The organism is Thalassospiraceae bacterium LMO-JJ14 (assembly GCA_021555105.2).
Lineage (GTDB): Bacteria > Pseudomonadota > Alphaproteobacteria > Rhodospirillales > Casp-alpha2 > UBA4479.
Map to the genome: position 1 here is coordinate 1,046,957 of CP134604.1, position 21,549 is coordinate 1,068,505.

Consider the following 21,549-nt stretch of genomic DNA (forward strand, 5'->3'; position numbering starts at 1 on the left):
CGGTCTTCAGACATCACAATCCCACCCTTCTAGCCGGCGGAACGCGCCATGGGTGTGCCCGTAACTAGTCGAGGCCGGGTCGCGATCTGTCCTGCCCAGACAGAAAACAGAACAATCACAGCACCTGTCATCTGTAGTGCCGATAGCGTTTGGTGGAGAAATATCCAGCCGAGGATGACAGCCGTGACCGGGCTCATCATGGCGAGCATCGATACGGCGCCGGGCTCAAGTCTGGCGATCCCGCGAAACCATATCCAGTACGTGAGCGCTGCGCCGATCAGCGTCAGCCATGCGAGTCCGGCGATATTTGTTGTGCTCAATGCTGGAAGCGGCGGCTCAAGTATCAGAGCCACGGGGACCAGGATCAACCCGCCTGCCGTCAATTGCCAGGCAGTGAAACTGAGGGCCGGCACCGGGGGCTGCCACTTGCGACTAAGCACCGTGCCTGCCGCCATTGAAGCCGCACCGCCAAATCCAGCGGCAATGCCGATCATATCGAGCGATGCATCTGGCCCGAGCAGCAACAGGGCGACGCCGGCGATCCCCGTCGCCGCGGCGGCGACGGCACCGGCCCTGACGGGGGTGCCGAGCCATCCACGCGCGAGCCCGATGACCATCAGGGTCTGTAGTGAACCGAGCGTCGCAGCCACGCCACCCGGCAGCCTGTAGGCGGCGACAAAGAGAAGCGTCCAGAAAACGGCGAAGTTCAGCCCACCGAGCACGAAGCTGCGGGCAATCCACGCCCTTGGCGGCAAGCACCGGGTCACGGCAAGCAGAAGCAGCCCGGCCGGCAGCGCCCGCAGGACGGCAAGCGAGACGGGATAGCCATCGGGGAGTACTTCTGTCGTCACGAGATACGTGCTGCCCCAGACGGCAGGGGCCAGTGCAGTGAGAAGGATGTCGGTCGAGCGTGTCATATCGGTTTCCTGTAAGTCAGATTCCAATTCAGATCTGCGCGAGCAGACGGGCAGCGGTGGAGATTTGCGCGCGCAGGTCTTCTGTCGGGCCGTTGACGAGCCTGGCACCCGTGTTGCGGATGATCAGCGCCGGGATGCTGCGAACTTGCAGTCTGCGGGCCAGCTGTCGGTCGGCTTCGACGGCTTGTGCCGTCATTGGATCGTCCATGACTTTCATGAAGGCCATGCTGTTCAGTCCGATGTCGCATGCCATGTCGTTCAGTACGGCACGATCGGCAATGTTTTGCGCGTCGGTGAGGTGTGCCGACTGGATACGGTCGAACATGTCCCAATGGGCTGACTGGCCGCCGAGACGCTCTGCTGTCTTGCAGGCGATCGCGGCTGTCCAGCCGTGTGGATAATCGAACGCGGCGTTTCTCATCTTTTCGATATCGATCAGTTCGGGTCGATCGCTGACCTCGCGACAGACCGACCAGTGGCCGAGGATCGTCTCGCGGGCCTCGGCCGGCGTCCCCCAGCGGGCCGCCATCTCCGCCGGACTGGCCTGCAGGACGAACGTCCGGTGGCGGATATCCAGGTTGAGTTCCTGTGCCAATGTCCGCATCCGAGACGAGATGTTGAAGCACCAGCAACACACCACATCATGGAAAAAATCGATGGTCAGCGGGGAAGGCATCACGCAACCTCCCACACCGGTTCGGCACCGGCCAGACGTGCGGCGATCTCTGCCACGTAGGCACCCTGGAAGCGGGCACCGGCAAGATCGGTCTCGGTCGGGTTGAGCGAACCGTCGGCCCCGGCAATGGTGCCGGCGCCATAGGGTGCACCGCCGATGATGCCGTCTCTCGACGTCTGCCCGGCAAAGGTATAGGGCAATCCGGCGATCAGCATGCCGAAATGCTGCAGCGGAATCTGCGTCGACAGAAGTGTCGCCTCGTGACCGCCGTGTTGCGATCCCGTCGATGCGAACACCGCTGCGACCTTTCCGACCAGCGCGTTTTGCGCCCACAGGGCGCCGGCCTGGTCGAGAAACTGTTTCATCTGTCCGGCCATCATGCCGAACCGTGTCGGGGTGCCGAAGATAATGCCATCGTACGCCGACAACTCGGCGGGCGCGGCGACGGGGGTGTCGTCATCGACGTAACCGGCGTCTTTGCGGACGGCACGGGGCACGGTTTCGGGGACGCGGCGGAGATCGACGGTCGTGCCGGGGACGCTACGCGCGCCTTCGGCTTCAGCCTCGGCGAGTGCGCGCACATGGCCGTAACTGGAATAGTAGAGAACGAGAATGCGTGTCATGGGAACCTCTCTGGCTCGGGTTTCGGTGCCAGGAGGATCGGCGATTATGGCCGGCGGATTAACCGGTTTGCTCGCAATTCAGTGTTTACGCCATGTGAAGAGTGTCAGGTCTTCAAGGCTGCCTGCAAATGGTTCAGAAATGCCATGACGCGGCCGTCAGCGCCGAGGCGCGAAGTCGTGACGGCGAATATCTCCGGAGCCGGCAGTTCATATTCGGGGAGGACCCGGACAAGTGAGCCGTTGCTTTCCGGTTCCCTGGAGATGAAGTCCGGTAGCGTGCCGATCCCGTATCCGGCAATCAGCAGATCGCGCAACACAAGGCTGTTCCCGACTTTTACAGGCGGATCCAATGCGACGTCATGGGAGCCTTCGGGACCGGTCAGTTGCCAGGCCCTCAAATGGTCGGCGAGAAGAAATCCGATGGTCCTGTGCTTGGCGATATCTTCGGGTGTCCGGGGTGTGCCGGCATGCTCGAGGTAGGCCGGAGAGGCAAAAATACGCTGCCGCATGGTGCCGATGCGCCGCGCAACGAGAGCGGAATCAGGCATTGCAGGGCGAATGCGGATAGACACGTCAAAGCCGCCTTCGATCATGTCTACAACCCGATCGTCGAGAGACAGGGTGAGCCGGAGGTCGGGGTAGCGCTCCAGGAACTCGGGAAGGGCGGGTGCGATCACCACCTGACCGAAGGAGTTCGGTGCGTTGACTTTAAGCTCTCCCTGTACGTTTCCCGTTCCGGTGCGGATATGGTCCTCGACCTTTCCGACCGCATCCAGAATACGCTGCGCTTCGTCGTAATAGAGTCGGCCCTGGCCGGTCACCGACATGGACCGCGTCGATCGGGTCAGAAGCGTACAGCCAAGGCTTTCCTCCAACAGCTTGACTTCGCGACTGAGCAAGGCCGGAGACACCCCCAGATCTTCCGCCGCGCGCGCAAAGCTGCCGCGTTCGACAATCCGGCAATAAGCGTTCATGACCGAGAGCTTGTCCATTTCGTCTATTTCCAAACAGATCTGCGGCCAGTTGAGATTACGCTTCGAACTTCCAAAATATCACGCCAGAACAAAATCGCCAACCGAATGACCTGGACTTCGCGGAGCGCGTTTCGATGGTGTTTGCGCCTTGTTAGCGCCTCGAAATATCCGGGAGGGGGCCCATAGTTGAGCGTATGTCGGTCCCAACATTTGCTGCACAAACCTGCTAGTCGCAATCGTTTATGGCGATATGAACTCGGTTTCTGTCTTGCAGGGACAAATAGTCGTGCACACCGGGAAAATCGAAAGACACTGGCATTTACGCGGTCAATCTGTATAACCCCTCCGTAATTGTTGCATTGCGGCATTGTCTTTTTTGGAGGCTGGATAATTCCAGCTCGTGGGCGATGCCATTGATAGTGATTTGATGAGGAACGTATGACGGATCGTGTTGAAAACAGTGGTTTGCAGATCGACAAAACGCTTTTTGATTTTGTGAATGACGAAGTATTGCCGGGTATCGGTATTACCGGGGATGATTTCTGGGCAGCGCTGGCGGGGATCGTTAATGACCTGACGCCGGCGAACAAGGCGCTTTTGCAAAAGCGTGACGAACTGCAGGAAAAAATCGACGCCTGGCACCGGGAGCACCAAGGCAAGCCGTCCGATCCGGGCGCCTATAAATCGTTTCTCACCGACATCGGATATCTGGTGTCGGAAGGAGAAGATTTCTCCATCAACACGACCAATGTCGATCCGGAAATCTCGACCATCGCCGGGCCGCAGCTCGTCGTGCCGCTGACCAATGCACGCTATTCGCTGAATGCGGCCAATGCGCGCTGGGGCAGCCTGTATGATGCGCTCTACGGCACCGATGCCATCCCGTCCGATGACGGTTGCGAAATCACCGCGCAGTTCAATCCGAAGCGCGGCGCCAAGGTCATTGCCTGGGCGCGTGATTTTCTCGACAAAAACGCACCGCTGGCTTCAGGCACACATGCGGACAGCGCTGGATACCGGATCGAGAACGGCTCGCTTGTCGTCACCATGAAAGACGGTTCCGAGACCGGCCTGGACGTGCCGGAAGATCTTGCCGGCTACACCGGAGAGCCGGGCTCGCCGAACGTGGTGCTGTTCGTCAACAACGGCCTGCATTTCGAAATCGTCATCGACCGCGATCATTTCATCGGCAAGGACGATGCCGCCGGCATTGCCGACCTGATCATGGAATCCGCGATCACGACGATCATGGATTGCGAGGATTCCGTCGCTGCCGTTGACGGCGAGGAAAAGACACTGGTCTACCGCAACTGGCTCGGTTTGATGAAGGGCGATCTGACGGCCAGCTTCGAGAAGGGCGGCAAGACCGTCGAACGGGCCTTGAACCCGGACCGCGTCTACACCACACCGGGCGGCGGCGATGTCCGGCTTTCGGCGCGCTCGCTGCTTCTGGTCCGCAACGTCGGTCATCTGATGACGACGCCGGCGGTGCTCGATGCCGACGGTAACGAGGTCTTCGAGGGTCTGCTCGACTGCATGGTCACCGCCGCCATCGCCAAGCACGATATCGATGCACACGGCAAGTTCCGCAACTCGCACACCGGCTCGATGTACATCGTCAAACCGAAGATGCACGGCCCGGAAGAAGCCGCGTTCGCGGCGCAGACCTGCACCCGTGTCGAGGATGCGCTGGGCATTCAGCGAGGCGCCCTGAAGCTCGGGATCATGGACGAGGAACGCCGCACCACGGTCAACCTCAAGGAATGTATCCGTGCCGTCAGGGACCGGGTCGTGTTTATCAATACCGGCTTCCTCGATCGTACCGGTGACGAAATCCACACCTCGATGGAAGCCGGGCCGATGATCCGCAAGGGCGATATGAAACAGGCTGCATGGATTGCGGCTTATGAGGACTGGAACGTCGATTCCGGTCTGCTGTGCGGTTTCAAGGGCAAGGCGCAGATCGGCAAGGGCATGTGGGCCATGCCGGATCTGATGCACGACATGCTGGAAGCCAAGATCGCGCATCCCAAGGCGGGTGCCAATACAGCCTGGGTGCCGTCGCCGACGGCGGCGACGCTGCATGCGACACACTACCACCAGGTCGTGGTGTCGGAAGTCCAGGAGCAGCTCAAATCCCGCGAAAGGGCCAGCCTCGACGATATTCTCTCGTATCCGGTGGCCGAACTGCCGAACTGGTCGGCGGAAGATGTCCAGGCTGAACTCGATAACAACGCACAGGGCATCCTGGGGTATGTGGTGCGCTGGATCGACCAGGGTGTCGGCTGTTCCAAGGTGCCGGACATCAACAATATCGGCCTGATGGAAGACCGTGCGACGCTTCGGATTTCCTCGCAGCACATCGCCAACTGGCTGCATCATGGCATCTGCACCGAGAGCCAGGTGATGGACACCATGAAACGCATGGCCAAGGTCGTCGACGAACAGAACGCGGGTGATGCGGCCTATACGCCGATGGCACCTGGTTTTGACGGCATCGCCTTCAAGGCGGCCTGCGATCTGGTGTTCAAGGGCCGCGAACAGCCGAGCGGTTATACCGAACCGATCCTGCATGCGCGCCGCCTGGAGTTGAAGGCAGGCTGAACCGCCGGCCATCGCAATACGGAACAAGCAGGGCTTTCGCCCGGCTTGTTTTTTGCGGCCATGTACCCATGCCTGTCCACGGCCGTCCGTACCCGTCAGTCGGCGTTAGCGGACCGGCGGATAATGTCGGGGGCACCGCCGGGCAAGCCTGAAAACAATGCCAGCAGTTCAGGAAGCATACTCATCTCTATCTCCGTGTTTACGTCGGGCAGCAGCTTGAAATATGAATAGCGCCATTCCAAATATAATTGAAATCGATTGATCGTATTTATACGATAGGTATAGCCGATATCATGGGAAGGGTTGTCACATGAACCTGCGGGATCTGGCGTATGTCGTTGCGGTGGCCGAGGAAGGCCACTTCGGTCATGCATCGGAGCGTTGCCACGTTTCACAACCGGCGCTCAGCGGACAGATCAAGAAGCTCGAGGATTTTCTGGGCGTTCAATTGTTCGAACGCACCAATCGCCGTGTCGCGGTCACGCCGATCGGCGCCGAGGTGGTTGTGAAGGCCAAACAGGTTCTGCTGATCGCCGACGAGATCAAGGATGCGGCGGCGGCGTATGCCGATCCGCTGGCCGGGACGCTTCGTTTCGGGACCATTCCGACCATCGGGCCGTATCTGCTGCCGTCGATCCTGCGGCCGCTCAAGGCGGCACTGCCGAAGATGCAATTAAGCCTGAGCGAGGACTTCACCCACGAGCTTGAGCGCAAGTTGTGCCGCGGTGAAATCGATATTGCCATCACGGCGACGGAAATCAGGGAAACGGGGCTCGCGGAAATCCCGCTTTATGAAGAACCGTTCCGTGTCGCCCTGCCCGAAGGGCATCCGCTCGATACCGGCAAGGATATCGATGTAACGACCCTGGATACGGCCGAGCTTTTGTTGCTGAAGGACGGCCACTGTCTCAGCGATCAGGTGGCGCAGTTGTGCGGGCTAGCCCGCAACAATGCGGTTCTGGGCCTGGATACACAGGCATCAAGTATGGAAACCATCGTCGGGCTGGTCGCCGCAGGGGCGGGTATCACGTTCCTGCCGGCATCCATGATCGGTGATTCGGGCACGCCCCGGCCCGGCATCGCGATACGCAAGGCCACCAATGAAGCGGCGCGCCGCCGTGTGCGTTTGATTTTCAGGGAAACATTTCCGAAGCGCGCCTTGCTGGACGCCATGTCGGCAGTCATTGCCGAACATCTGCCTGCGGGCGTGACGGGTATTTGAGGCCCTTACTTTTTCAGAGTGGACGAAACGGCAAGACCCACGCCTTCGATGCCGGCGATCGCGGCCAGCTCGTCATTGCCTGAATTGTCGCCGCTGATGCCGACGGCGCCGACGATCATGCCGTTCGCATCCTTGATCAGCACACCGCCCGGGACCGGCACCATGCGCCCGCCCGATGCTGCCGCGACGGCACCCAGGAACGTCGGATTTTTTTCCTTGAGGTCGCGTCCGTCGAGCCCGAAACCGAGCGCGCCGTACGCTTTCCCCATGGCGATTTCCGGGCGCAGGATGCCGCTGTTGTCTTCGCGCTTGAAGGCGACCATGTGGCCGCCGGCATCCATCACGCAGACGGTCAGCGGATCGAAATTTTTATCTGCGGCATAGGCCAGCGCGCCGTCGACGATCCGGCTCGCCTGATCGAGAGTCAGTGTCATCGTCTTCTCCTATTCCCTTAAAGCGTCACCGAGATAGGCGGTGGCGGCGGCGATGCCGCCTTTCGAGCCGTCATCGGTCAGCCCCAGCACATCGAGTGCGATTTCCAGCACGCCGAGCGTTCCCAGCATCATCGGCGCGTTGACGTGGCCCATGTGCGCGACGCGGAAGGCCTTGCCGGACAACTCGCCGATGCCAAGACCTAGCGTCACGCCCATATTGTCGAAACAGTAGGCACGGATCGGCTCGGGGCGCAGGTCCTCGCGCAATTTCAGCGTGGTCACCGAGGCCGAGCGTTCGGACGGTTCAGTAATATTGAAGTCGAACGCGCCGCTCTCGCGCCAGACGCCGACGGCGGCATGCGCCGCACCGGCCAGCAGGGCGTGGCGGCGGAAAATGTTCTCAAGACCTTCTTCAAGGATCATATCCATTGCCTTGCGCAAGGCGAACAGCAGGTGCACGGGCGGCGTGCCGCAGTATTTGCGGTAATGCTCTTCCATGTCGCGGGTTTCCCAGTCCCAATAGGACGTACGCAAACCGGCTTTCTTGTGCGCGGCCTTGGCTTTCGGGCCGGCGGCGACAAAGCCCAGACCCGGCGGGGTCATCAGGCCCTTCTGCGAGCCGCCGACGGCGACGTCGACGCCCCAGCCGTCCATGTCGAAAGGCATGCACGCCAGCGAGGCGATGGTATCGACCATCAAAAGCGCATCGTGACCCGCAGCATCCATGGCGGCGCGGATCGCCGGAATATCGTTGACGCAGCCGCTGGCGGTGTCGATCTGCACAACGAGAACGGCCTTGATCCGGCCTTCCGTATCGGCGCGGAGCGCGGCTTCGACTTTTGCGGGATCGACGGCGCGCCGCCAGTCACCGGCAAGGCTTTCGATATTGACGCCCATGGAGCGTGCCATCTCGCCCCAGCCGACGGCAAAGCGGCCGCTTTCAAGCACCAGCACGGTGTCGCCGGCGTTGAGCACGTTCGAGACCGCGCCCTGCCATGCACCATGTCCGTTGGCGACATAGATATAGGTGTCGCCCTGGGTTTTGAAGATGGCCTTCAGATCCTTCAGGCAGCTCGTGGTGATGGCGAGAAGCTCGCCGCCGCCTTCGCCGCCGTAGATGTCGATGGCCGGCCGGTGCATGGCACTGAGAACTTCATCGGGGACCGTTGTCGGTCCGGGAATGCTGAGAAACTGTCGTCCGTTACGAAGCGTCATGGCGGGGCTCTGCTGAGAGGGGTTGGAAGTATTCGCCGATGATCCTTCCCGACCGGCGCGCACTTGTCCAGAACCTAAATCCCCTTTCGGATACTGCACGGTGGGGAATGGCGGACGGTACCAAGCAGAGATTGCGTCGCCGGTTTCGGGCGTTAAAGTATGACCCTGGTTTGGGAGGGGTATCCATGGAATTCGACTTTATCATCGTCGGCGGCGGTTCCGCCGGATGCGTGCTGGCCAACCGTTTGAGCGCGGACCCGCGTCACAGTGCCTGTTTGCTGGAAGCCGGCGGCGAGGACAGGAACCCGCTGATCCATATCCCGGCGGGCTATGTCAAAACCATGGTCGACCCGGCCATCAACTGGCTGTTTGAAACCAGTCCCGATGAAAAGACGGGCAACCGTTCGATCCCGGTGCCGCGCGGCAAGGTGTTGGGCGGTTCGAGTGCCATCAACGGTATGCTTTATGTCCGGGGGCAGGCCACGGATTACGACACCTGGGGGCAGATGGGCTGCCGTGGCTGGTCGTACTCGGATGTGCTGCCGTACTTCAAGCGCTCCGAAAACCGCGAAGAAGGTGGCGACGATTTTCACGGCACCGGCGGCCCGCTCAACGTCACCATGCCGACGGTCACCTATGAGACGCTGGACAAGGTCATCGATGCCGGTGGTGAACTCGGCTATCCGACGCATGTCGATTATAACGGCGCCGATCAGGAAGGCTTCGCCTACTACCAGGTGACGCAGCGCCACGGAAAGCGCTTCAGTGCCAAGAACGCCTACCTTGATCCGGTGCGCGGTGTCCGGAAAAACCTGCACGTCGAGACCCGTGCCTTCGCGCGGAAAGTGCTGATCGAAAACGGCCGCGCCATCGGCGTCGTCTATCTGAAAAACGGCAGGGAACAAATCGTGCGGGCGCGCCGCGAGGTTGTCCTGGCGGCCGGGGCAATCCAGTCGCCGCAGTTGCTGGAGCTGTCCGGTATCGGCCAGGGGGAGTTGCTGCAGAAACTCGGCCTCGACGTGGTGCATGAGCTCAAGGGCGTAGGTGAGAACCTGCAGGACCACTATATTTCACGCGTGTCTTACCGTCTCGCGGGCCTCGACAGCCTCAACCAGCTGACGCGCGGGCCACGTCTTGTGATAGAGGCTTTGAAGTTTTTCACGCAGCGCAAGGGCGCGCTGACGATGCCGGCCGGGATCATCGCCGGTTTCGTGAAAAGCCGGCCCGACATGCAGGACCCGGACATCCAGTTCCATATCGCGCATGCGACGTTCGCCAACCCGCACAAACGGGTTTTCGACAAGTTCCCGGGGATCACCATCGGGCCTTGTCAGTTACGCCCGGAAAGCCGCGGCTATCTGCATGCGACATCGCCGGACATGTCGGTGAAGCCGGATATCCAGCCGAATTTCCTGGCGACCCGGACCGATTGCGAGGTGCATGTCGAAGGCCTGCGCATTGCCAGGAAGCTGATGGCGACCAGCATCATGGGGCCGCACGCGGCGGAGGAACTATCCCCCGGCAGCGGTGCGGACGACGATGAGGCGCTGCTCGAACACGCCCGGCAAACCGGTGCAACGCTCTATCATCCGGTCGGCACCTGCAAGATGGGCACCGATGCCATGGCCGTCGTCGATCCGACGTTGAAAGTCGTCGGGCTTGAGGGCTTGCGTGTCGCCGATGCGTCGATCATGCCGAACCTGGTCAGCGGCAACACCAATGCGCCGACGATGATGATCGCCGAAAAGGCTTCCGACATGATGCTGGCCGACGCAACGTAGGCTATTTTGGCAGGTCTTCTGGGGTGTCGACATCGAACAACGTGCCGGGATCGTCGACCGGTACGGCGCAGACCCGTTCCGGGTGAGCATTCAGGATATCGCGCGCGCCGGTATCGCCACTGAGCGCACAGAGCCGTGTGAAGTAACGTGCCGCGAATAAAACCGGGTGGCCCCGCTTGCCGTCATAGACCGGAACCACGATATCGTGGCCGCCCTTCGGATCGAGGGATTGCAGCAACGCAAAGATCGTCTCCCCCTTCAGGTTCGGCATATCGCCGAGCACAATGAACATGCCGTCGGCGCCAGGCTTGATCGCATTCGCGCCTGTCGCCAGTGATGTTCCCATCCCGGCCCAGGGGGTAGCATTGCGGGCGCAGCGGATGTCGAGCCCTTGCAAGGCGCGCTCCACATCGTCGGCGTCATGGCCCGTCACCACCACCACATCGCCCAGTCCGGCCGCCAGTACATGCCTTGCTGTATGGCGGATCATCGGTTCGCCGTCGATCGGATGCAGCATCTTGTTGCTCTCGCCGAAGCGTTGCGAACGTCCGGCGGCGAGGATGACTGCCGCAATGTTCGCGGCATCGCGTTGCGGGGTCATACGGGAAATCTTTCGCGGTACGTCATCAGCACCTCGGCAACCAGCGAGATGGCAATCTCGGGAGGATTGCGCGAGCCGATGGAGATCCCGAGCGGGCCTTTGATGCGTTTGACATTTGCTTCACTGACGCCGTCTTCAAGGAACCGGCTGACGCGTTCGGCGTGCGTATTGCGGCTGCCAAGCGCTCCGATATAGAAGGCATCGGATTGCATGGCCGCTTCAAGCACCGGGCCTTCGAGTTCATGCTCGTGAAACAGGGTCGCGACAGCGGTCCATGCATCGATATAACCGGGCGGCAGCGATTTGGATGTCGTCGCACCGGCACCCTCGCACTGGCGGGCGACGTCGTCCTCGGTCGTGACCGCATGTACGGCAATATCCGATGCACTGGCGATTTCCGCCGTCGCCACAAGGACCGGCCCCTTGCCGGCGACGGCAAGGCGTAACGGCGGGCGATACAGGCGGTCGAAAGTGTCGCCGTTCAGCGTCAGTTGCAGGCGGTCGTCACCGCTACCGGCATCCGCCATATGACTCTCGCCGGTTTTCATGTCGGTGATCAGTGAAACCGGTGTCCGTGCCTGCTGCGCGGCAATCAACTGGTCGAGCAGGTCGTCGGCAAAACCGATATCGATGTAGACGTCGATGGCACTGCCGCACGGCAACGCAATGTCGAAATAGGGAGAATTGACGCCGTAGCGGATCGAGCGGTTTCCCCCCGCATCCATGGCGGCTTTGGTTTCTTCGACCAGCGCGCCTTCGACGCAGCCGCCGGACAGGAACCCCGTAAAGTCACCGGCATCCGAGACCGCCATCTGGCTGCCCGCCGGTCGCGGCCCGGTCGGCTCCACGTTATAAAGCGTCAGCAAGGCGGCGCGCTTCCCCTCGGACCGCCATTTTCTGAGGTCCGCAAGTACGTATTCCGAGAAACGCCCGTTCATGGCCTTGCCGCGCGGGTATCAGCTATCCGATTTTGCATCCTGTATGGCACGCCAGACGCGCTCCGGAGTCAACGGCATGTCGATGTGGTGCACGCCAAGGTCCTTGAGCGCATCGCAGACCGCATTGACGACGGCAGGCGGCGCACCCACGCATCCGGCTTCGCCGGCGCCCTTGACCCCGAGCAGGTTCTTCTTCGTCGGCGCATCCTCGTAATACCCGATGACCATTTTCGGCATGTCGTCGGCACGTGGCAGTGCATAATCCATCAGCGAGCCGGTCACGAGCTGACCGTTCTCGTCATAGACGATGTTTTCCATCAGCGCCTGACCGATGCCCTGGGCAATGCCGCCCATGACCTGGCCGTCGGCCAGCATCGGATTGACAATGGTGCCGAAATCGTCGACCACCCAGTAACCGTCGACCTTGACGGTGCCGGTGTCGGCATCGACTTCGACCTCGCAGGCATGTCCGCCGTTGGGGATCGAGATGATGCCGCGTTCGAAAATGCTGGTGATATTCATGCAGCCGGGTTCCAGATCGCCGGGCAGGTTTTCCGGATCGTTCTGGGCATCGATGGCGTCACGGATGGTCAAGGTGTGGTTGGTTCCCGGCACATGGAACCGGCCTTCGTCGAAAGCCACGCTGGCGGCATCGACGTCGAACCGGTGCGCGGCGATCTTCTTGCCGACTTTGACGATTTCACGCGCCGTTTGCAGCACCGAGCTGCCGCCGACTTCAAGCCCGCGCGAGCCGCCGTGACCGCCGCCGATCGACGTCGCGTCGGTGTCGGCCTGGTGAAATTCGATATCCTCGAGCGGCAGGCCGAGGTGCCCGGCCAGCAACTGCGCGAAGGCGGTCTCGTGGCCCATGCCGGTCGACGAGCTGCCGACGGAAAGCTCGACCTTGCCGTCATCGCGGAACACGACCTTGGCTTCCTCTTTCGGGCCGCCGCCGGTGCATTCCATATACATGCAGACACCGAAGCCGCGCTTCAGGCCTTTGGCTTCGGATGCCTCGACCCGGGCCGCGTAGCCTTCGCGGTCGGAAAGCTGAATGGTGCGCTCGAACACTTCCGGGAAATTGCCGCAGTCGATGTCGAGACCCATCGGCGACTTCATCGGCAGGGATGATTCGGGGATCAGGTTCTTACGGCGAAGCTCAATCGGGTCCATGCCGAGTTTGGCGGCCGCATAATCGATGATCCGGTCCATCTGGTACGACCCTTCCGGACGTCCCGCGCCACGGTACGGATCGAGTGGGCAGGTGTTCGTGAACGGTGCGATGGCGGAATAGTAGATCGCATCGAATTTGAACGGGCCGCCCTGTGTGCGGCTTGAGCCGCCGGTCGGCGTGAACGGGCCGACGGTAGCGCAGAACGCACCCAGGTTGCCGACGGTTTCGGTGCGCAGACCGCGGAATGTGCCGTCATTGTCCAGCGCCAGTTGCACGGTCGAGACCTGGTCGCGGCCGTGGGTGTCGGACAGAAAGCTCTCGGCGCGATCATTGACCCATTTGACGGGGCGCCCGACCTGTTTGGTTGCGTGCAGGATCAGGATCGGTTCCTGATAGACGCCGTTCTTGGCGCCGAAGCCGCCACCGACATCGGGTGCGATGTGGTGCAGGTTTTCCTTGCCGATTTTCAGCACCGCATCGGCCATGGTGTCGCGGTTGGCGTGAATATTCTGCGACGCGTTCCAAAGCGTATACTTGCCGGTTTCCGCATCATAATCGGCGATGGCGCCGCGTGGCTCGATCGGCGTCGCGGTGACGCGGTTGTTGACCAGTTCGAGCGTGATAATGTGGTCGGCGGCTGCGAAGGCTTTCTTTTGCGCTTCCTCGTCACCCAGTTCGAAATCCAGGCAGATGTTGTTGGGGGCGATATCCCAGATCTGCGGCGCGCCGTCCTTGATGGCTTCGGACTGATGCGAAACAGCCGGCAGGCTGGCGTAGTCGACGACGATCAGCTCCAGGGCATCGCGGCAGATGTCGAGACTCTCGCCAACCACCAGGGCAACCGGCTGGCCGACATAACGCACACGGTCGATGGCGATGGCATGGTGCGGCGGCTCTTTAAGATCCGTGCCGTCCTTGAACTTGCGGACACCCGATTTGGTCGGGATCGGCCCATATCCGGCAGCTTTCCAGTCTTCTCCGGTGACAATGCAAAGCACACCGTCGAGGGCGAGGGCTTCGGAAACGTCGATGGACGTAATATCCGCATGTGCCTCGGGCGAACGAAGAACCATGGCAAAGGCCTGATTCTCCAGGTTGATGTCGTCGATATAATTGCCGTGTCCGGTCAGAAACCTGAAATCTTCAAGTCTTCGCTGGCTTTCACCGATACCGTTACGTGCTACGAAAGTGCTCATGTGGTTATCTCCCGCCCTGCGCTCAGGAACTGGCTTCCGCAACCGCACGACGGGCGAGAACGCCAATCAGGTGTGCACGGTATTCGCGGCTTGCGTGAATGTCGTTGTTGAGATCGTCGGCCGGCACCATGTCGTCCTTGATGCTGTCCGGCGAGAAGCTGGCGGTCAGCGCCTGTTCCATTTCAGCGACGCGGAACACGCACGGCCCGGCGCCGGTGACGGCGACGCGGACGGTGTTGCCGATCTTGGCCGCCATGACGCCGACCAGCGCATAGCGGGTCGCCGGGTTCGGGAACTTGATGTAGCCCGCGATCTCGGGGATCGGGAAAACGATTTCGGTGATCAGTTCGTCTTCCTTGAGCGAAGTGTCGAACATGCCGGTGAAAAAGTTGTCGGCGTCGATCTCGCGTTCGGTCGTCACGATGGTGGCACCAAGACCGAGCACGGCTGCCGGATAATCGGCGGCCGGATCGTTGTTGGCGATGGACCCGCCGATGGTGCCGCGGTTGCGCACATGCGGATCGCCGATGCCGCCCGCTAGTTTGGCCAGGGCCGGAATGGCGGATTTGATGTCGCTGCTGGCGGCGACGTCGGCGTGGGACGTCATCGCCTTGATGGAAATGCTGTCGCCGGCCGCCTGGATGCCGACCAGATCCTTAACGCGTCCCAGCGAAATCAGATCGGACGGCATGGCGAGCCGCTGCTTGAGAACCGGGATCAGGGTCTGACCGCCGGCCAGGAATTGCCCGTCATCGGCTTCGTCGAGAGCTGCTTTGACGTCGTCCACGCTTGATGGTGATTTTACTGCAAATTCATACATGGCATTAACCCCGCATCGCCTTGGCGCCGGTTTTTACGGCTTCGATGATGTTCTGGTAACCCGTGCAGCGGCAGATGTTGCCTTCCAGCCCGTAGCGGATACCGTCTTCGTCGATATCCGGATTGTCTTTCACCAGCTGCACGGCGGTCATCACCATGCCGGGGGTACAGAACCCGCATTGCAAACCATGATGCTCGCGGAATGCCGCCTGCATCGGATGCAGTTCGCCGCCGCTTTCCGAATAATCGCTGAGACCTTCGATGGTGCCGATATCGGCGCCATCGGCTTCCCAGGCGAAAACGGCGCAGCTCTTCACTGTCTTGCCGTTCAATGTGACGACACAGGCGCCGCACTGGCTGGTATCGCAGCCGACATGGGTGCCGGTCAGCTTCAGCTGTTCGCGGATGAATGTGCTTAACAATGTGCGCGTATCGACCTCTTTGGTAACCTCAAGACCGTTGACGCGAACCGTAATCGCGGGCATCTGAATCTCCCCCCGGAATGTCATTAAAGGGCCTGAACAGGCCCCCGGCGCTATAACTCTATACATAGAAACACCGCCCGCACGGCTTCCCGGTCTTGCCGAGTGGCACAGGCGAGGTGTTTCTCCTATATAAAAATTGGGGATGACGCCGGGTGTTGCAAGTCTTTATACAGGATGTCGCTGCACAATTTTCAATTTAGGCCCGGAAAGTCCGGTCCCGGCAGACAAAACAGGAGACCCTGAATGAAGTTATCCGACGAGAAACGTATCGACGCGCCAAGAGAAGACGTCTGGCGCGGGCTGAACGATCCGGAAATCCTCAAACAGTCGATCCCGGGTTGCGAAGAGCTTGAACGTGTCTCCGACACCGAATTCAATGCCACCGTTCAGGCCAAGGTCGGTCCTGTCAAAGCCCGTTTCAAAGGCAGCGTGCAGCTCAGCGATCTCAATCCGCCGGAGAGTTACCGTATTTCCGGCGAAGGCAAGGGGGGCGCCGCCGGCTTCGCCAAGGGCGGTGCGACCATCACGCTCAGCGAAGACGGTGCGGCAACGATCCTCAAATACGATGTGGATGCCGACGTCGGCGGCAAGCTGGCGCAAATCGGCGGACGCCTCCTCGAGGGGACATCGAAAAAGCTCGCCGGTGAATTCTTCGACAATTTCGAAACCGCGCTCAAGGGCGGTGCGGATGAGCCATCGCCTGACGGCGGGGATGCCGCAGAGGATGCCGCCGGGGCGGCGGCGCCGGAACCGCGCACGGTCGGTGAACCGGCCTCGGGCTCGTCAAAAATGTGGCTGATCATCGGGGTTGTCTTCGTGCTCGGGGCGCTCGCGCTTACGCTCATTAAATAAACCTTCAGGAACGGGATATCCGGCGGGGCGGCATGAGTGAAAAGACTCTTCTGATTGTCGGCCATGTGCCGTCCGCGAATACCCGGGCGCTGCGCGATGCCGTTCAGGCGGGCGCGGCGTCGGATCAGGTTGATGGTATCGACGTGCGTGTGCTCAGCCCGTTCGATGCGGGGGTGGCGGATGTTCTCGGCGCCGATGCCGTCATTCTCGGCACCACGGAAAACCTCGGCTACATGTCCGGCGCACTGAAGGATTTTTTCGACCGCACGTACTATGGCGTCCTCGAAGAAAAGCAGGGATTGCCCTATGCCCTTTATGTGCGCGCCGGACTGGACGGCACCGGCACCATCCGCGGTGTTGAGAGCATCACCACCGGGCTGCGCTGGAAAGCGGTGCGTGCGCCGCTTTTGCTGAAGGGCACGTGGCAGGACGGCTTTGTTGACGAGGCGCACGAACTCGGCCTCCTGGTCGCGGCCGGCCTGGAGGCGGGGGTCTTTTAAGTCTCTAAAATCCCACAATCTTGACGCAAAACTGCTTCAGTGCCTCGTTCCATAACCAGGGCACCGGTCCGACTACGGCGTATACGATAAGGATGTTTTCACCGAGATGTTCTACCGGGACCTGGATCAGGTCGAGAAAATCGTTCAACTCTTTTGGAGCGCGGCATTGCGGGAGAGACACGGGGCGTGCCGAATCGTCCATGCACAAAACAGCAGCACATAATGCGCGCGTCTCATATTCCTTTGCCCTGCAGTATGGCGGCCACTATTTCTGTGGCGCAGGGGTATTGTAAAGCTGCGAGGGTTTGGTCACATTGTGCGTCCAGATTTTTTATGTCTAAAGGAGCCCCCCGATGAGCAGGATCGTCTACGTCAACGGCGAGTATCTACCGGAAGAAGACGCAAAGATTTCGGTATTCGATCGCGGCTTTCTGTTTGCCGATGCCGTGTACGAGGTTTCTGCCGTGATCGGCGGCAAGCTGGTCGACAACGATGCGCACATGGCCCGGCTGCAGCGCTCCATGAACGAGTTGAAAATGACACCGCCCGCCACCGGTGAAGAGATCACCGCGGTCATGCTCGAATTGGTCAAGCGCAACGATATCGAAGAGGGGCTTGTATATCTGCAGGTCACGCGCGGCGCCGCCGACCGTGATTTTGCTTTTCCCAAGGATGCGACGCCGTCGCTGATCATGTTCACGCAGAAAAAGACCCTTTCCGAAAACCCTGTCGCCAGGACGGGGATTTCCGTGATCACGGTGCCCGACATCCGCTGGAAACGCCGCGACATCAAGACCGTCGGGCTGCTGCCGGCATCAATGGCCAAACAGGCAGCGCTGGATGCGGGGGCCAACGATGCCTGGTTCGTCGAGGACGGCTTCGTCAACGAGGGCAGCTCCAACAATGCCTTTATCGTCACCGAGGACGGCAAGATCATTACCCGGCATCTGGGCACGGAAATCCTACACGGCATCACCCGCAAGGCGGTGATGGAACTTGCGAAACGCGAAAACCTCGAGATTGAGGAACGTCCGTTCACACCCGAAGAGGCACAGGAAGCGCGCGAAGCGTTCTCGACCAGTGCCTCCGCCTTCGTCATGCCGGTGGTCAAGATCGACGGGCATATTCTGGGTAACGGCGTGCCGGGTCCGGTCACGGAAAAGATGCGCAAGCTCTACATCGAGATGGCGAAGGCAGGCTGATCCGTGCGCCTTCAGAGTAAAACCGCGATCGTCGTCGGCGCCGGTCAGCAGCCGGGCGAAACCATGGGCAACGGCCGCGCCACGGCGTTGCGCTTCGCTCAGGAAGGCGCGCGCGTCCTGTGTGTCGACATCTCCGAGGAACGGGCCCGCGAAACCGTCGACATCATTGTCAATGAAGGGGGCAAGGCCGAAGCTTTCGGCGTCGATGTCACCGACGAGGACTCATGCCGCACCGTCGCCGAGGCGGCGCAGAAACGCTTCGGGCGTATCGACATCCTGCATAACAACGTCGGCCGCTCCGAAGGCGACCGGCAGACGGTCGAGATGGACGCCGACATGTGGGATACGCTGATGGCGCTGAACCTCAAGTCCATGTTCCTGATGTGCAAGCACGTGCTGCCGGTGATGCAGGATCAGGGCTCGGGGGCGATCATCAACGTCTCGTCGACATCGTCGGTGGCTGCGCGCCAGACCGTGACCTACAAGACGTCGAAAGGCGCGGTGAATACGTTCACTCAGCATCTGGCCTGGGAAAATGCGCGGCACGGGATTCGCGCCAATGCGATCCTGCCGGGCCTGATGGACACACCGATGGCGATCGAGCGCCGCGCGCGCGAGCAGGGTGTGGACCGTGAAGAGGTCCGCGATGCCCGTAACAAGCTGGTGCCGTTGCAGAATCAGATGGGCACGGCGTGGGATGTCGCCAACGCGGCGCTGTTCCTGGCGTCCGACGAGGCGCGCTACATCACCGGCGTTCTTTTACCGGTCGACGGCGGACTGCTGATCAAGATCGGCTGATTGAATATGCATGAACCTGCATATTTCGCGGATTCCCCGCCCGGCGTTAACCTTTTTAAGCGCGTTTAGCGTCTTTCAGGCGTTTTTCGTAAAAATCAGGTGCCGCCGGGCTTGGTGGCGATTTCCGTCGAGCGGTGTTTGTGTTGCAGCGCGATGCCGATTCCCTTGAGCCGCGGCAACAGCCACAACGTCATCAATAACCCGATCGGCCCCCACAAGACGAAGTGCACCCAGATCGCGGGCTCGTATTTGAATTCGACCCAAAGCGCCAGGCCGACGAGAACGGTGCCGAGAATCAGCAGCGCCGGCACCACGGCGCCATCGCCGGCGTCGTGTTCGCTCAGCACCAGGCCGCACACCGGACATTCATCGACGACTTCCAGGCGGCCCTTGAAAATCCGCCCCTGCGCACATCGCGGGCAGCGCCCGGCAAAGCCGAGACGGATGGTCTCCTTGACGGAACGTTCGGGATAGTCTGCGTTGCTGTCGGTCATGCGGATACCCTCTGAATTTCAAATGTGATAACAATATATATTTTATGAATATGTTTTAAAGTCCTGATCGTGAAATAAGCATCCCTTGCCAGTCCCCGACGCTAGAACTAAAACCCGCTGATGGCACCCCCACTTCTGATTTTAACCGATATTGCCCTGACGTTCGGCGGCACACCTTTGCTGGATGGCGCCGAGATGTCGGTGGCGCCCGGCGCACGTATTTGCCTGGTCGGGCGCAACGGGTCGGGCAAGTCGACGTTTCTGAAAATCGCCGCCGCCAAGATCGATCCGGATTCCGGCGATGTCTATCGCCAGCCCGATGCGACGATCCGCTATCTGCCCCAGGAACCGGACCTCGCCGGGTTCGCGAGCGTGCGTGAATATGTCGTTGCCGGTTTGGCGCCGGGTGACGAGCCGTATGTCGCGGATATGCTTCTGGGCGATCTCGGGCTCAGCGGCGACGAGGACCCGGCGCACCTGTCGGGCGGCGAAAAACGGCGCGCGGCACTGGCGCGGACCCTGGCACCGCAGCCGGATATCCTGTTGCTCGATGAGCCGACCAACCACCTCGACCTGCCGGCCATCGAGTGGCTTGAGCGCGAACTGAAGAGCCGCCGCTCGGCCATGGTCCTGATCTCGCACGACCGCCGTTTTCTCGAGAACCTGTCCGATACCGTGGTCTGGCTCGACCGCGGCCGCACCATGCGCCTCGACAAGGGCTTTGCTCACTACGACGAATGGCGCGACGAAATACTGGAACGCGAGCAGACCGAACGCCACAAGCTCGACCGCAAGCTGGTCGCCGAAACGTCCTGGCTGCACAAGGGCGTGACGGCCCGGCGCAAACGCAACATGGGCCGCCTGCGCGCACTCATGGACCTGCGCAAGACCCGCCAGGAACTGCGCCAGGTGGCGGGCGCGGTCAAGATCACCGCAAGCGACGCCGGTGCGTCCGGCAAGCGGGTGATCGAGGCCGAGGGTATCTGCAAGACCTACGGCGATCGTAAAATCGTCGACGATTTCTCGACCCGTATCCTGCGCGGCGACCGCGTCGGGCTGATCGGGCCGAACGGGGCGGGCAAGACGACGCTGCTGAACATGCTGACCGGTGCACTTGCGCCGGACAGCGGAAAAGTGACGCTCGGCACCACGCTCGAAATTGCAACGCTGGACCAGAGCCGGGAATCGCTTTCGCCGAACACGACGACGCGCGATGCGCTGACCGGCGGCAGCGGCGACAGCGTCACCGTCGGCGGGCAACAACGCCACGTCATCGGTTACATGAAGGATTTCCTGTTCGACCCGGCGCAGGCGTCGACGCCGGTCTCGGCGCTGTCGGGCGGCGAGCGCGGCAGATTGATGCTGGCCCGTGCCATGACCCGGCCGTCCAATCTTTTGGTGCTGGACGAGCCGACCAACGACCTCGATCTGGAGACGCTGGATCTTTTGCAGGAAATGATCGCCGATTACGCCGGCACGGTGCTGGTCGTCAGCCACGACCGCGATTTCCTCGACCGGGTGGTGACGTCTGTCATCAACTTCGAAGGGGACGGGAAATGGCTTGAATATGCCGGGGGCTACAGCGACATGGTCCGCCAGCGCGGCCACGGTGTGGAAAAGCGGACGGATGGCATTACCGGTGCCAAACCGGGGAAGAAGCCGAAGTCCGGGAAGCCGGCAAAAACGCAGGGCACGTCAAAACAGCGGATGACGTTCAAGGACAAGCACGCGCTGGAAACCCTGCCCGGGCGGATCGCCGGGATGGAGGCGGAAATCGCGAAGCTGCAAAAGGCCCTCGCCGATCCTTCGCTTTATGCGAAGGATGCCGCCGGTTTCGATGCGACGAGCCGCAAGCTGGCCGATATCAGCGCCGACCTCGCCAAAGCCGAGGACGAATGGTTGCGCCTGGAAGTGCTGCGCGACGAGATCGAAAACGCCTGAGCGACGCTCGGCGATCAAGGTCGGCTTTCAGGGCAAGAGACGCCAAGACCGGCGCCGCCGCTGAACGGCAGGGTTTAGCCAAAAGCGGACAATTCATTTGATC

General features: G+C 61.1%; 20 protein-coding genes. 8 read left to right on the forward strand and 12 right to left on the reverse strand.

Features of this window, described 5'->3' with window-relative positions; all coding sequences use genetic code 11:
• Nucleotides 1–29: 29 nt before the first annotated feature.
• The 4 genes from L2D14_05145 to L2D14_05160 form a co-directional block, all read right to left on the reverse strand.
• Nucleotides 30–917, reverse strand: coding sequence for an EamA family transporter (locus L2D14_05145; GenBank protein ID WNK00812.1), 888 nt, complete (start codon nucleotides 915–917; stop codon nucleotides 30–32).
• Between the two features lie 28 nt (nucleotides 918–945).
• Nucleotides 946–1,593 carry a DsbA family protein gene (locus L2D14_05150; protein ID WNK00813.1) on the reverse strand — a complete coding sequence of 216 codons (648 nt, stop codon included), beginning with the start codon at nucleotides 1,591–1,593 and terminating at the stop codon, nucleotides 946–948.
• The gene (gene wrbA, locus L2D14_05155) at nucleotides 1,593–2,216 is read right to left on the reverse strand and encodes an NAD(P)H:quinone oxidoreductase (GenBank protein WNK00814.1); all 624 of its coding nucleotides are present in this window, start codon (nucleotides 2,214–2,216) and stop codon (nucleotides 1,593–1,595) included. The genes L2D14_05150 and wrbA overlap by 1 nt, the downstream gene beginning before the upstream one ends.
• A gap of 104 nt (nucleotides 2,217–2,320) precedes the next feature.
• Nucleotides 2,321–3,208, reverse strand: a complete 888-nt coding sequence (locus L2D14_05160; protein WNK00815.1) for a LysR substrate-binding domain-containing protein — start codon at nucleotides 3,206–3,208, stop codon at nucleotides 2,321–2,323.
• A 420-nt stretch (nucleotides 3,209–3,628) separates the two neighbouring features.
• Between L2D14_05160 and L2D14_05165 the strand changes: the two genes are divergently transcribed.
• Nucleotides 3,629–5,794 carry a malate synthase G gene (locus L2D14_05165; GenBank protein ID WNK00816.1) on the forward strand — a complete coding sequence of 722 codons (2,166 nt, stop codon included), beginning with the start codon at nucleotides 3,629–3,631 and terminating at the stop codon, nucleotides 5,792–5,794.
• 310 nt (nucleotides 5,795–6,104) lie between these two features.
• Entirely contained in the window at nucleotides 6,105–7,016 is a 912-nt protein-coding gene (locus L2D14_05170) for a LysR substrate-binding domain-containing protein (protein WNK00817.1), read from the forward strand.
• A 5-nt stretch (nucleotides 7,017–7,021) separates the two neighbouring features.
• Here L2D14_05170 and L2D14_05175 read toward each other — a convergent pair whose 3' ends face one another.
• Together L2D14_05175 and L2D14_05180 are read right to left on the reverse strand one after the other, a co-directional pair.
• Nucleotides 7,022–7,450 carry a heme-binding protein gene (locus L2D14_05175; GenBank protein WNK00818.1) on the reverse strand — a complete coding sequence of 143 codons (429 nt, stop codon included), beginning with the start codon at nucleotides 7,448–7,450 and terminating at the stop codon, nucleotides 7,022–7,024.
• Between the two features lie 9 nt (nucleotides 7,451–7,459).
• Entirely contained in the window at nucleotides 7,460–8,665 is a 1,206-nt protein-coding gene (locus tag L2D14_05180; GenBank protein WNK00819.1) for an aminotransferase class V-fold PLP-dependent enzyme, read from the reverse strand.
• A 185-nt stretch (nucleotides 8,666–8,850) separates the two neighbouring features.
• On the opposite strand from L2D14_05180, the gene L2D14_05185 reads away from it, so the two are divergent.
• Complete coding sequence (locus L2D14_05185) at nucleotides 8,851–10,446, forward strand: GMC family oxidoreductase N-terminal domain-containing protein (GenBank protein WNK00820.1); 1,596 nt, start codon at nucleotides 8,851–8,853, stop codon at nucleotides 10,444–10,446.
• Between the two features lies 1 nt (nucleotide 10,447).
• Here L2D14_05185 and L2D14_05190 read toward each other — a convergent pair whose 3' ends face one another.
• From L2D14_05190 to L2D14_05210, 5 genes are read right to left on the reverse strand one after another with little or no spacing between them, the layout of a single operon-like run.
• Nucleotides 10,448–11,047 (reverse strand): nucleotidyltransferase family protein, encoded by a 600-nt coding sequence (locus tag L2D14_05190; protein ID WNK00821.1) that lies wholly within the window; start codon nucleotides 11,045–11,047, stop codon nucleotides 10,448–10,450.
• Complete coding sequence (locus tag L2D14_05195) at nucleotides 11,044–11,985, reverse strand: XdhC family protein (protein ID WNK00822.1); 942 nt, start codon at nucleotides 11,983–11,985, stop codon at nucleotides 11,044–11,046. Before L2D14_05195 ends, L2D14_05190 begins: the two co-directional genes overlap by 4 nt.
• Nucleotides 11,986–12,003: 18 nt before the next feature.
• Complete coding sequence (locus tag L2D14_05200) at nucleotides 12,004–14,355, reverse strand: xanthine dehydrogenase family protein molybdopterin-binding subunit (protein WNK00823.1); 2,352 nt, start codon at nucleotides 14,353–14,355, stop codon at nucleotides 12,004–12,006.
• Nucleotides 14,356–14,377: 22 nt separating this feature from the next.
• Complete coding sequence (locus L2D14_05205) at nucleotides 14,378–15,175, reverse strand: xanthine dehydrogenase family protein subunit M (GenBank protein ID WNK00824.1); 798 nt, start codon at nucleotides 15,173–15,175, stop codon at nucleotides 14,378–14,380.
• 4 nt (nucleotides 15,176–15,179) lie between these two features.
• Complete coding sequence (locus tag L2D14_05210; GenBank protein ID WNK00825.1) at nucleotides 15,180–15,659, reverse strand: (2Fe-2S)-binding protein; 480 nt, start codon at nucleotides 15,657–15,659, stop codon at nucleotides 15,180–15,182.
• A 243-nt stretch (nucleotides 15,660–15,902) separates the two neighbouring features.
• Between L2D14_05210 and L2D14_05215 the strand changes: the two genes are divergently transcribed.
• The 4 genes from L2D14_05215 to L2D14_05230 all read left to right on the forward strand — a co-directional run bounded on the left by L2D14_05215 (nucleotide 15,903) and on the right by L2D14_05230 (nucleotide 19,011).
• Nucleotides 15,903–16,511 (forward strand): carbon monoxide dehydrogenase subunit G, encoded by a 609-nt coding sequence (locus L2D14_05215; GenBank protein ID WNK00826.1) that lies wholly within the window; start codon nucleotides 15,903–15,905, stop codon nucleotides 16,509–16,511.
• A gap of 32 nt (nucleotides 16,512–16,543) precedes the next feature.
• A complete protein-coding gene (locus tag L2D14_05220; protein ID WNK00827.1) occupies nucleotides 16,544–17,011 on the forward strand; it encodes a flavodoxin family protein in 468 nt (155 codons plus the stop codon).
• Nucleotides 17,012–17,364: 353 nt separating this feature from the next.
• On the forward strand, nucleotides 17,365–18,213 hold the full coding sequence (locus L2D14_05225; protein WNK00828.1) for a D-amino-acid transaminase: 849 nt from the start codon (nucleotides 17,365–17,367) through the stop codon (nucleotides 18,211–18,213).
• Between the two features lie 3 nt (nucleotides 18,214–18,216).
• Nucleotides 18,217–19,011, forward strand: a complete 795-nt coding sequence (locus L2D14_05230) for an SDR family NAD(P)-dependent oxidoreductase (protein ID WNK00829.1) — start codon at nucleotides 18,217–18,219, stop codon at nucleotides 19,009–19,011.
• Nucleotides 19,012–19,106: 95 nt separating this feature from the next.
• On the opposite strand, the gene L2D14_05235 is transcribed toward L2D14_05230, so the two are convergent.
• A complete protein-coding gene (locus L2D14_05235) occupies nucleotides 19,107–19,505 on the reverse strand; it encodes a DUF983 domain-containing protein (GenBank protein WNK00830.1) in 399 nt (132 codons plus the stop codon).
• 120 nt (nucleotides 19,506–19,625) lie between these two features.
• On the opposite strand from L2D14_05235, the gene L2D14_05240 reads away from it, so the two are divergent.
• The gene (locus tag L2D14_05240; protein WNK00831.1) at nucleotides 19,626–21,446 is read left to right on the forward strand and encodes an ATP-binding cassette domain-containing protein; all 1,821 of its coding nucleotides are present in this window, start codon (nucleotides 19,626–19,628) and stop codon (nucleotides 21,444–21,446) included.
• The last annotated feature ends 103 nt before the right edge of the window (nucleotides 21,447–21,549 follow it).

Bases quoted from the DNA above. Each gene is read 5' to 3' on its own strand.
- L2D14_05145 (WNK00812.1), bottom strand. From the start codon at position 917: ATGACACGCTCGACCGACATCCTTCTCACTGCACTGGCCCCTGCCGTC.
- L2D14_05175 (WNK00818.1), bottom strand. From the start codon at position 7,450: ATGACACTGACTCTCGATCAGGCGAGCCGGATCGTCGACGGCGCGCTG.
- L2D14_05235 (WNK00830.1), bottom strand. From the start codon at position 19,505: ATGACCGACAGCAACGCAGACTATCCCGAACGTTCCGTCAAGGAGACC.
- L2D14_05180 (WNK00819.1), bottom strand. From the start codon at position 8,665: ATGACGCTTCGTAACGGACGACAGTTTCTCAGCATTCCCGGACCGACA.
- L2D14_05185 (WNK00820.1), top strand. From the start codon at position 8,851: ATGGAATTCGACTTTATCATCGTCGGCGGCGGTTCCGCCGGATGCGTG.
- L2D14_05150 (WNK00813.1), bottom strand. From the start codon at position 1,593: ATGCCTTCCCCGCTGACCATCGATTTTTTCCATGATGTGGTGTGTTGC.
- L2D14_05190 (WNK00821.1), bottom strand. From the start codon at position 11,047: ATGACCCCGCAACGCGATGCCGCGAACATTGCGGCAGTCATCCTCGCC.
- L2D14_05200 (WNK00823.1), bottom strand. From the start codon at position 14,355: ATGAGCACTTTCGTAGCACGTAACGGTATCGGTGAAAGCCAGCGAAGA.
- L2D14_05215 (WNK00826.1), top strand. From the start codon at position 15,903: ATGAAGTTATCCGACGAGAAACGTATCGACGCGCCAAGAGAAGACGTC.
- L2D14_05240 (WNK00831.1), top strand. From the start codon at position 19,626: ATGGCACCCCCACTTCTGATTTTAACCGATATTGCCCTGACGTTCGGC.
- L2D14_05205 (WNK00824.1), bottom strand. From the start codon at position 15,175: ATGTATGAATTTGCAGTAAAATCACCATCAAGCGTGGACGACGTCAAA.
- L2D14_05160 (WNK00815.1), bottom strand. From the start codon at position 3,208: ATGGACAAGCTCTCGGTCATGAACGCTTATTGCCGGATTGTCGAACGC.
- L2D14_05195 (WNK00822.1), bottom strand. From the start codon at position 11,985: ATGAACGGGCGTTTCTCGGAATACGTACTTGCGGACCTCAGAAAATGG.
- L2D14_05210 (WNK00825.1), bottom strand. From the start codon at position 15,659: ATGCCCGCGATTACGGTTCGCGTCAACGGTCTTGAGGTTACCAAAGAG.
- wrbA (WNK00814.1), bottom strand. From the start codon at position 2,216: ATGACACGCATTCTCGTTCTCTACTATTCCAGTTACGGCCATGTGCGC.
- L2D14_05220 (WNK00827.1), top strand. From the start codon at position 16,544: ATGAGTGAAAAGACTCTTCTGATTGTCGGCCATGTGCCGTCCGCGAAT.
- L2D14_05170 (WNK00817.1), top strand. From the start codon at position 6,105: ATGAACCTGCGGGATCTGGCGTATGTCGTTGCGGTGGCCGAGGAAGGC.
- L2D14_05165 (WNK00816.1), top strand. From the start codon at position 3,629: ATGACGGATCGTGTTGAAAACAGTGGTTTGCAGATCGACAAAACGCTT.
- L2D14_05225 (WNK00828.1), top strand. From the start codon at position 17,365: ATGAGCAGGATCGTCTACGTCAACGGCGAGTATCTACCGGAAGAAGAC.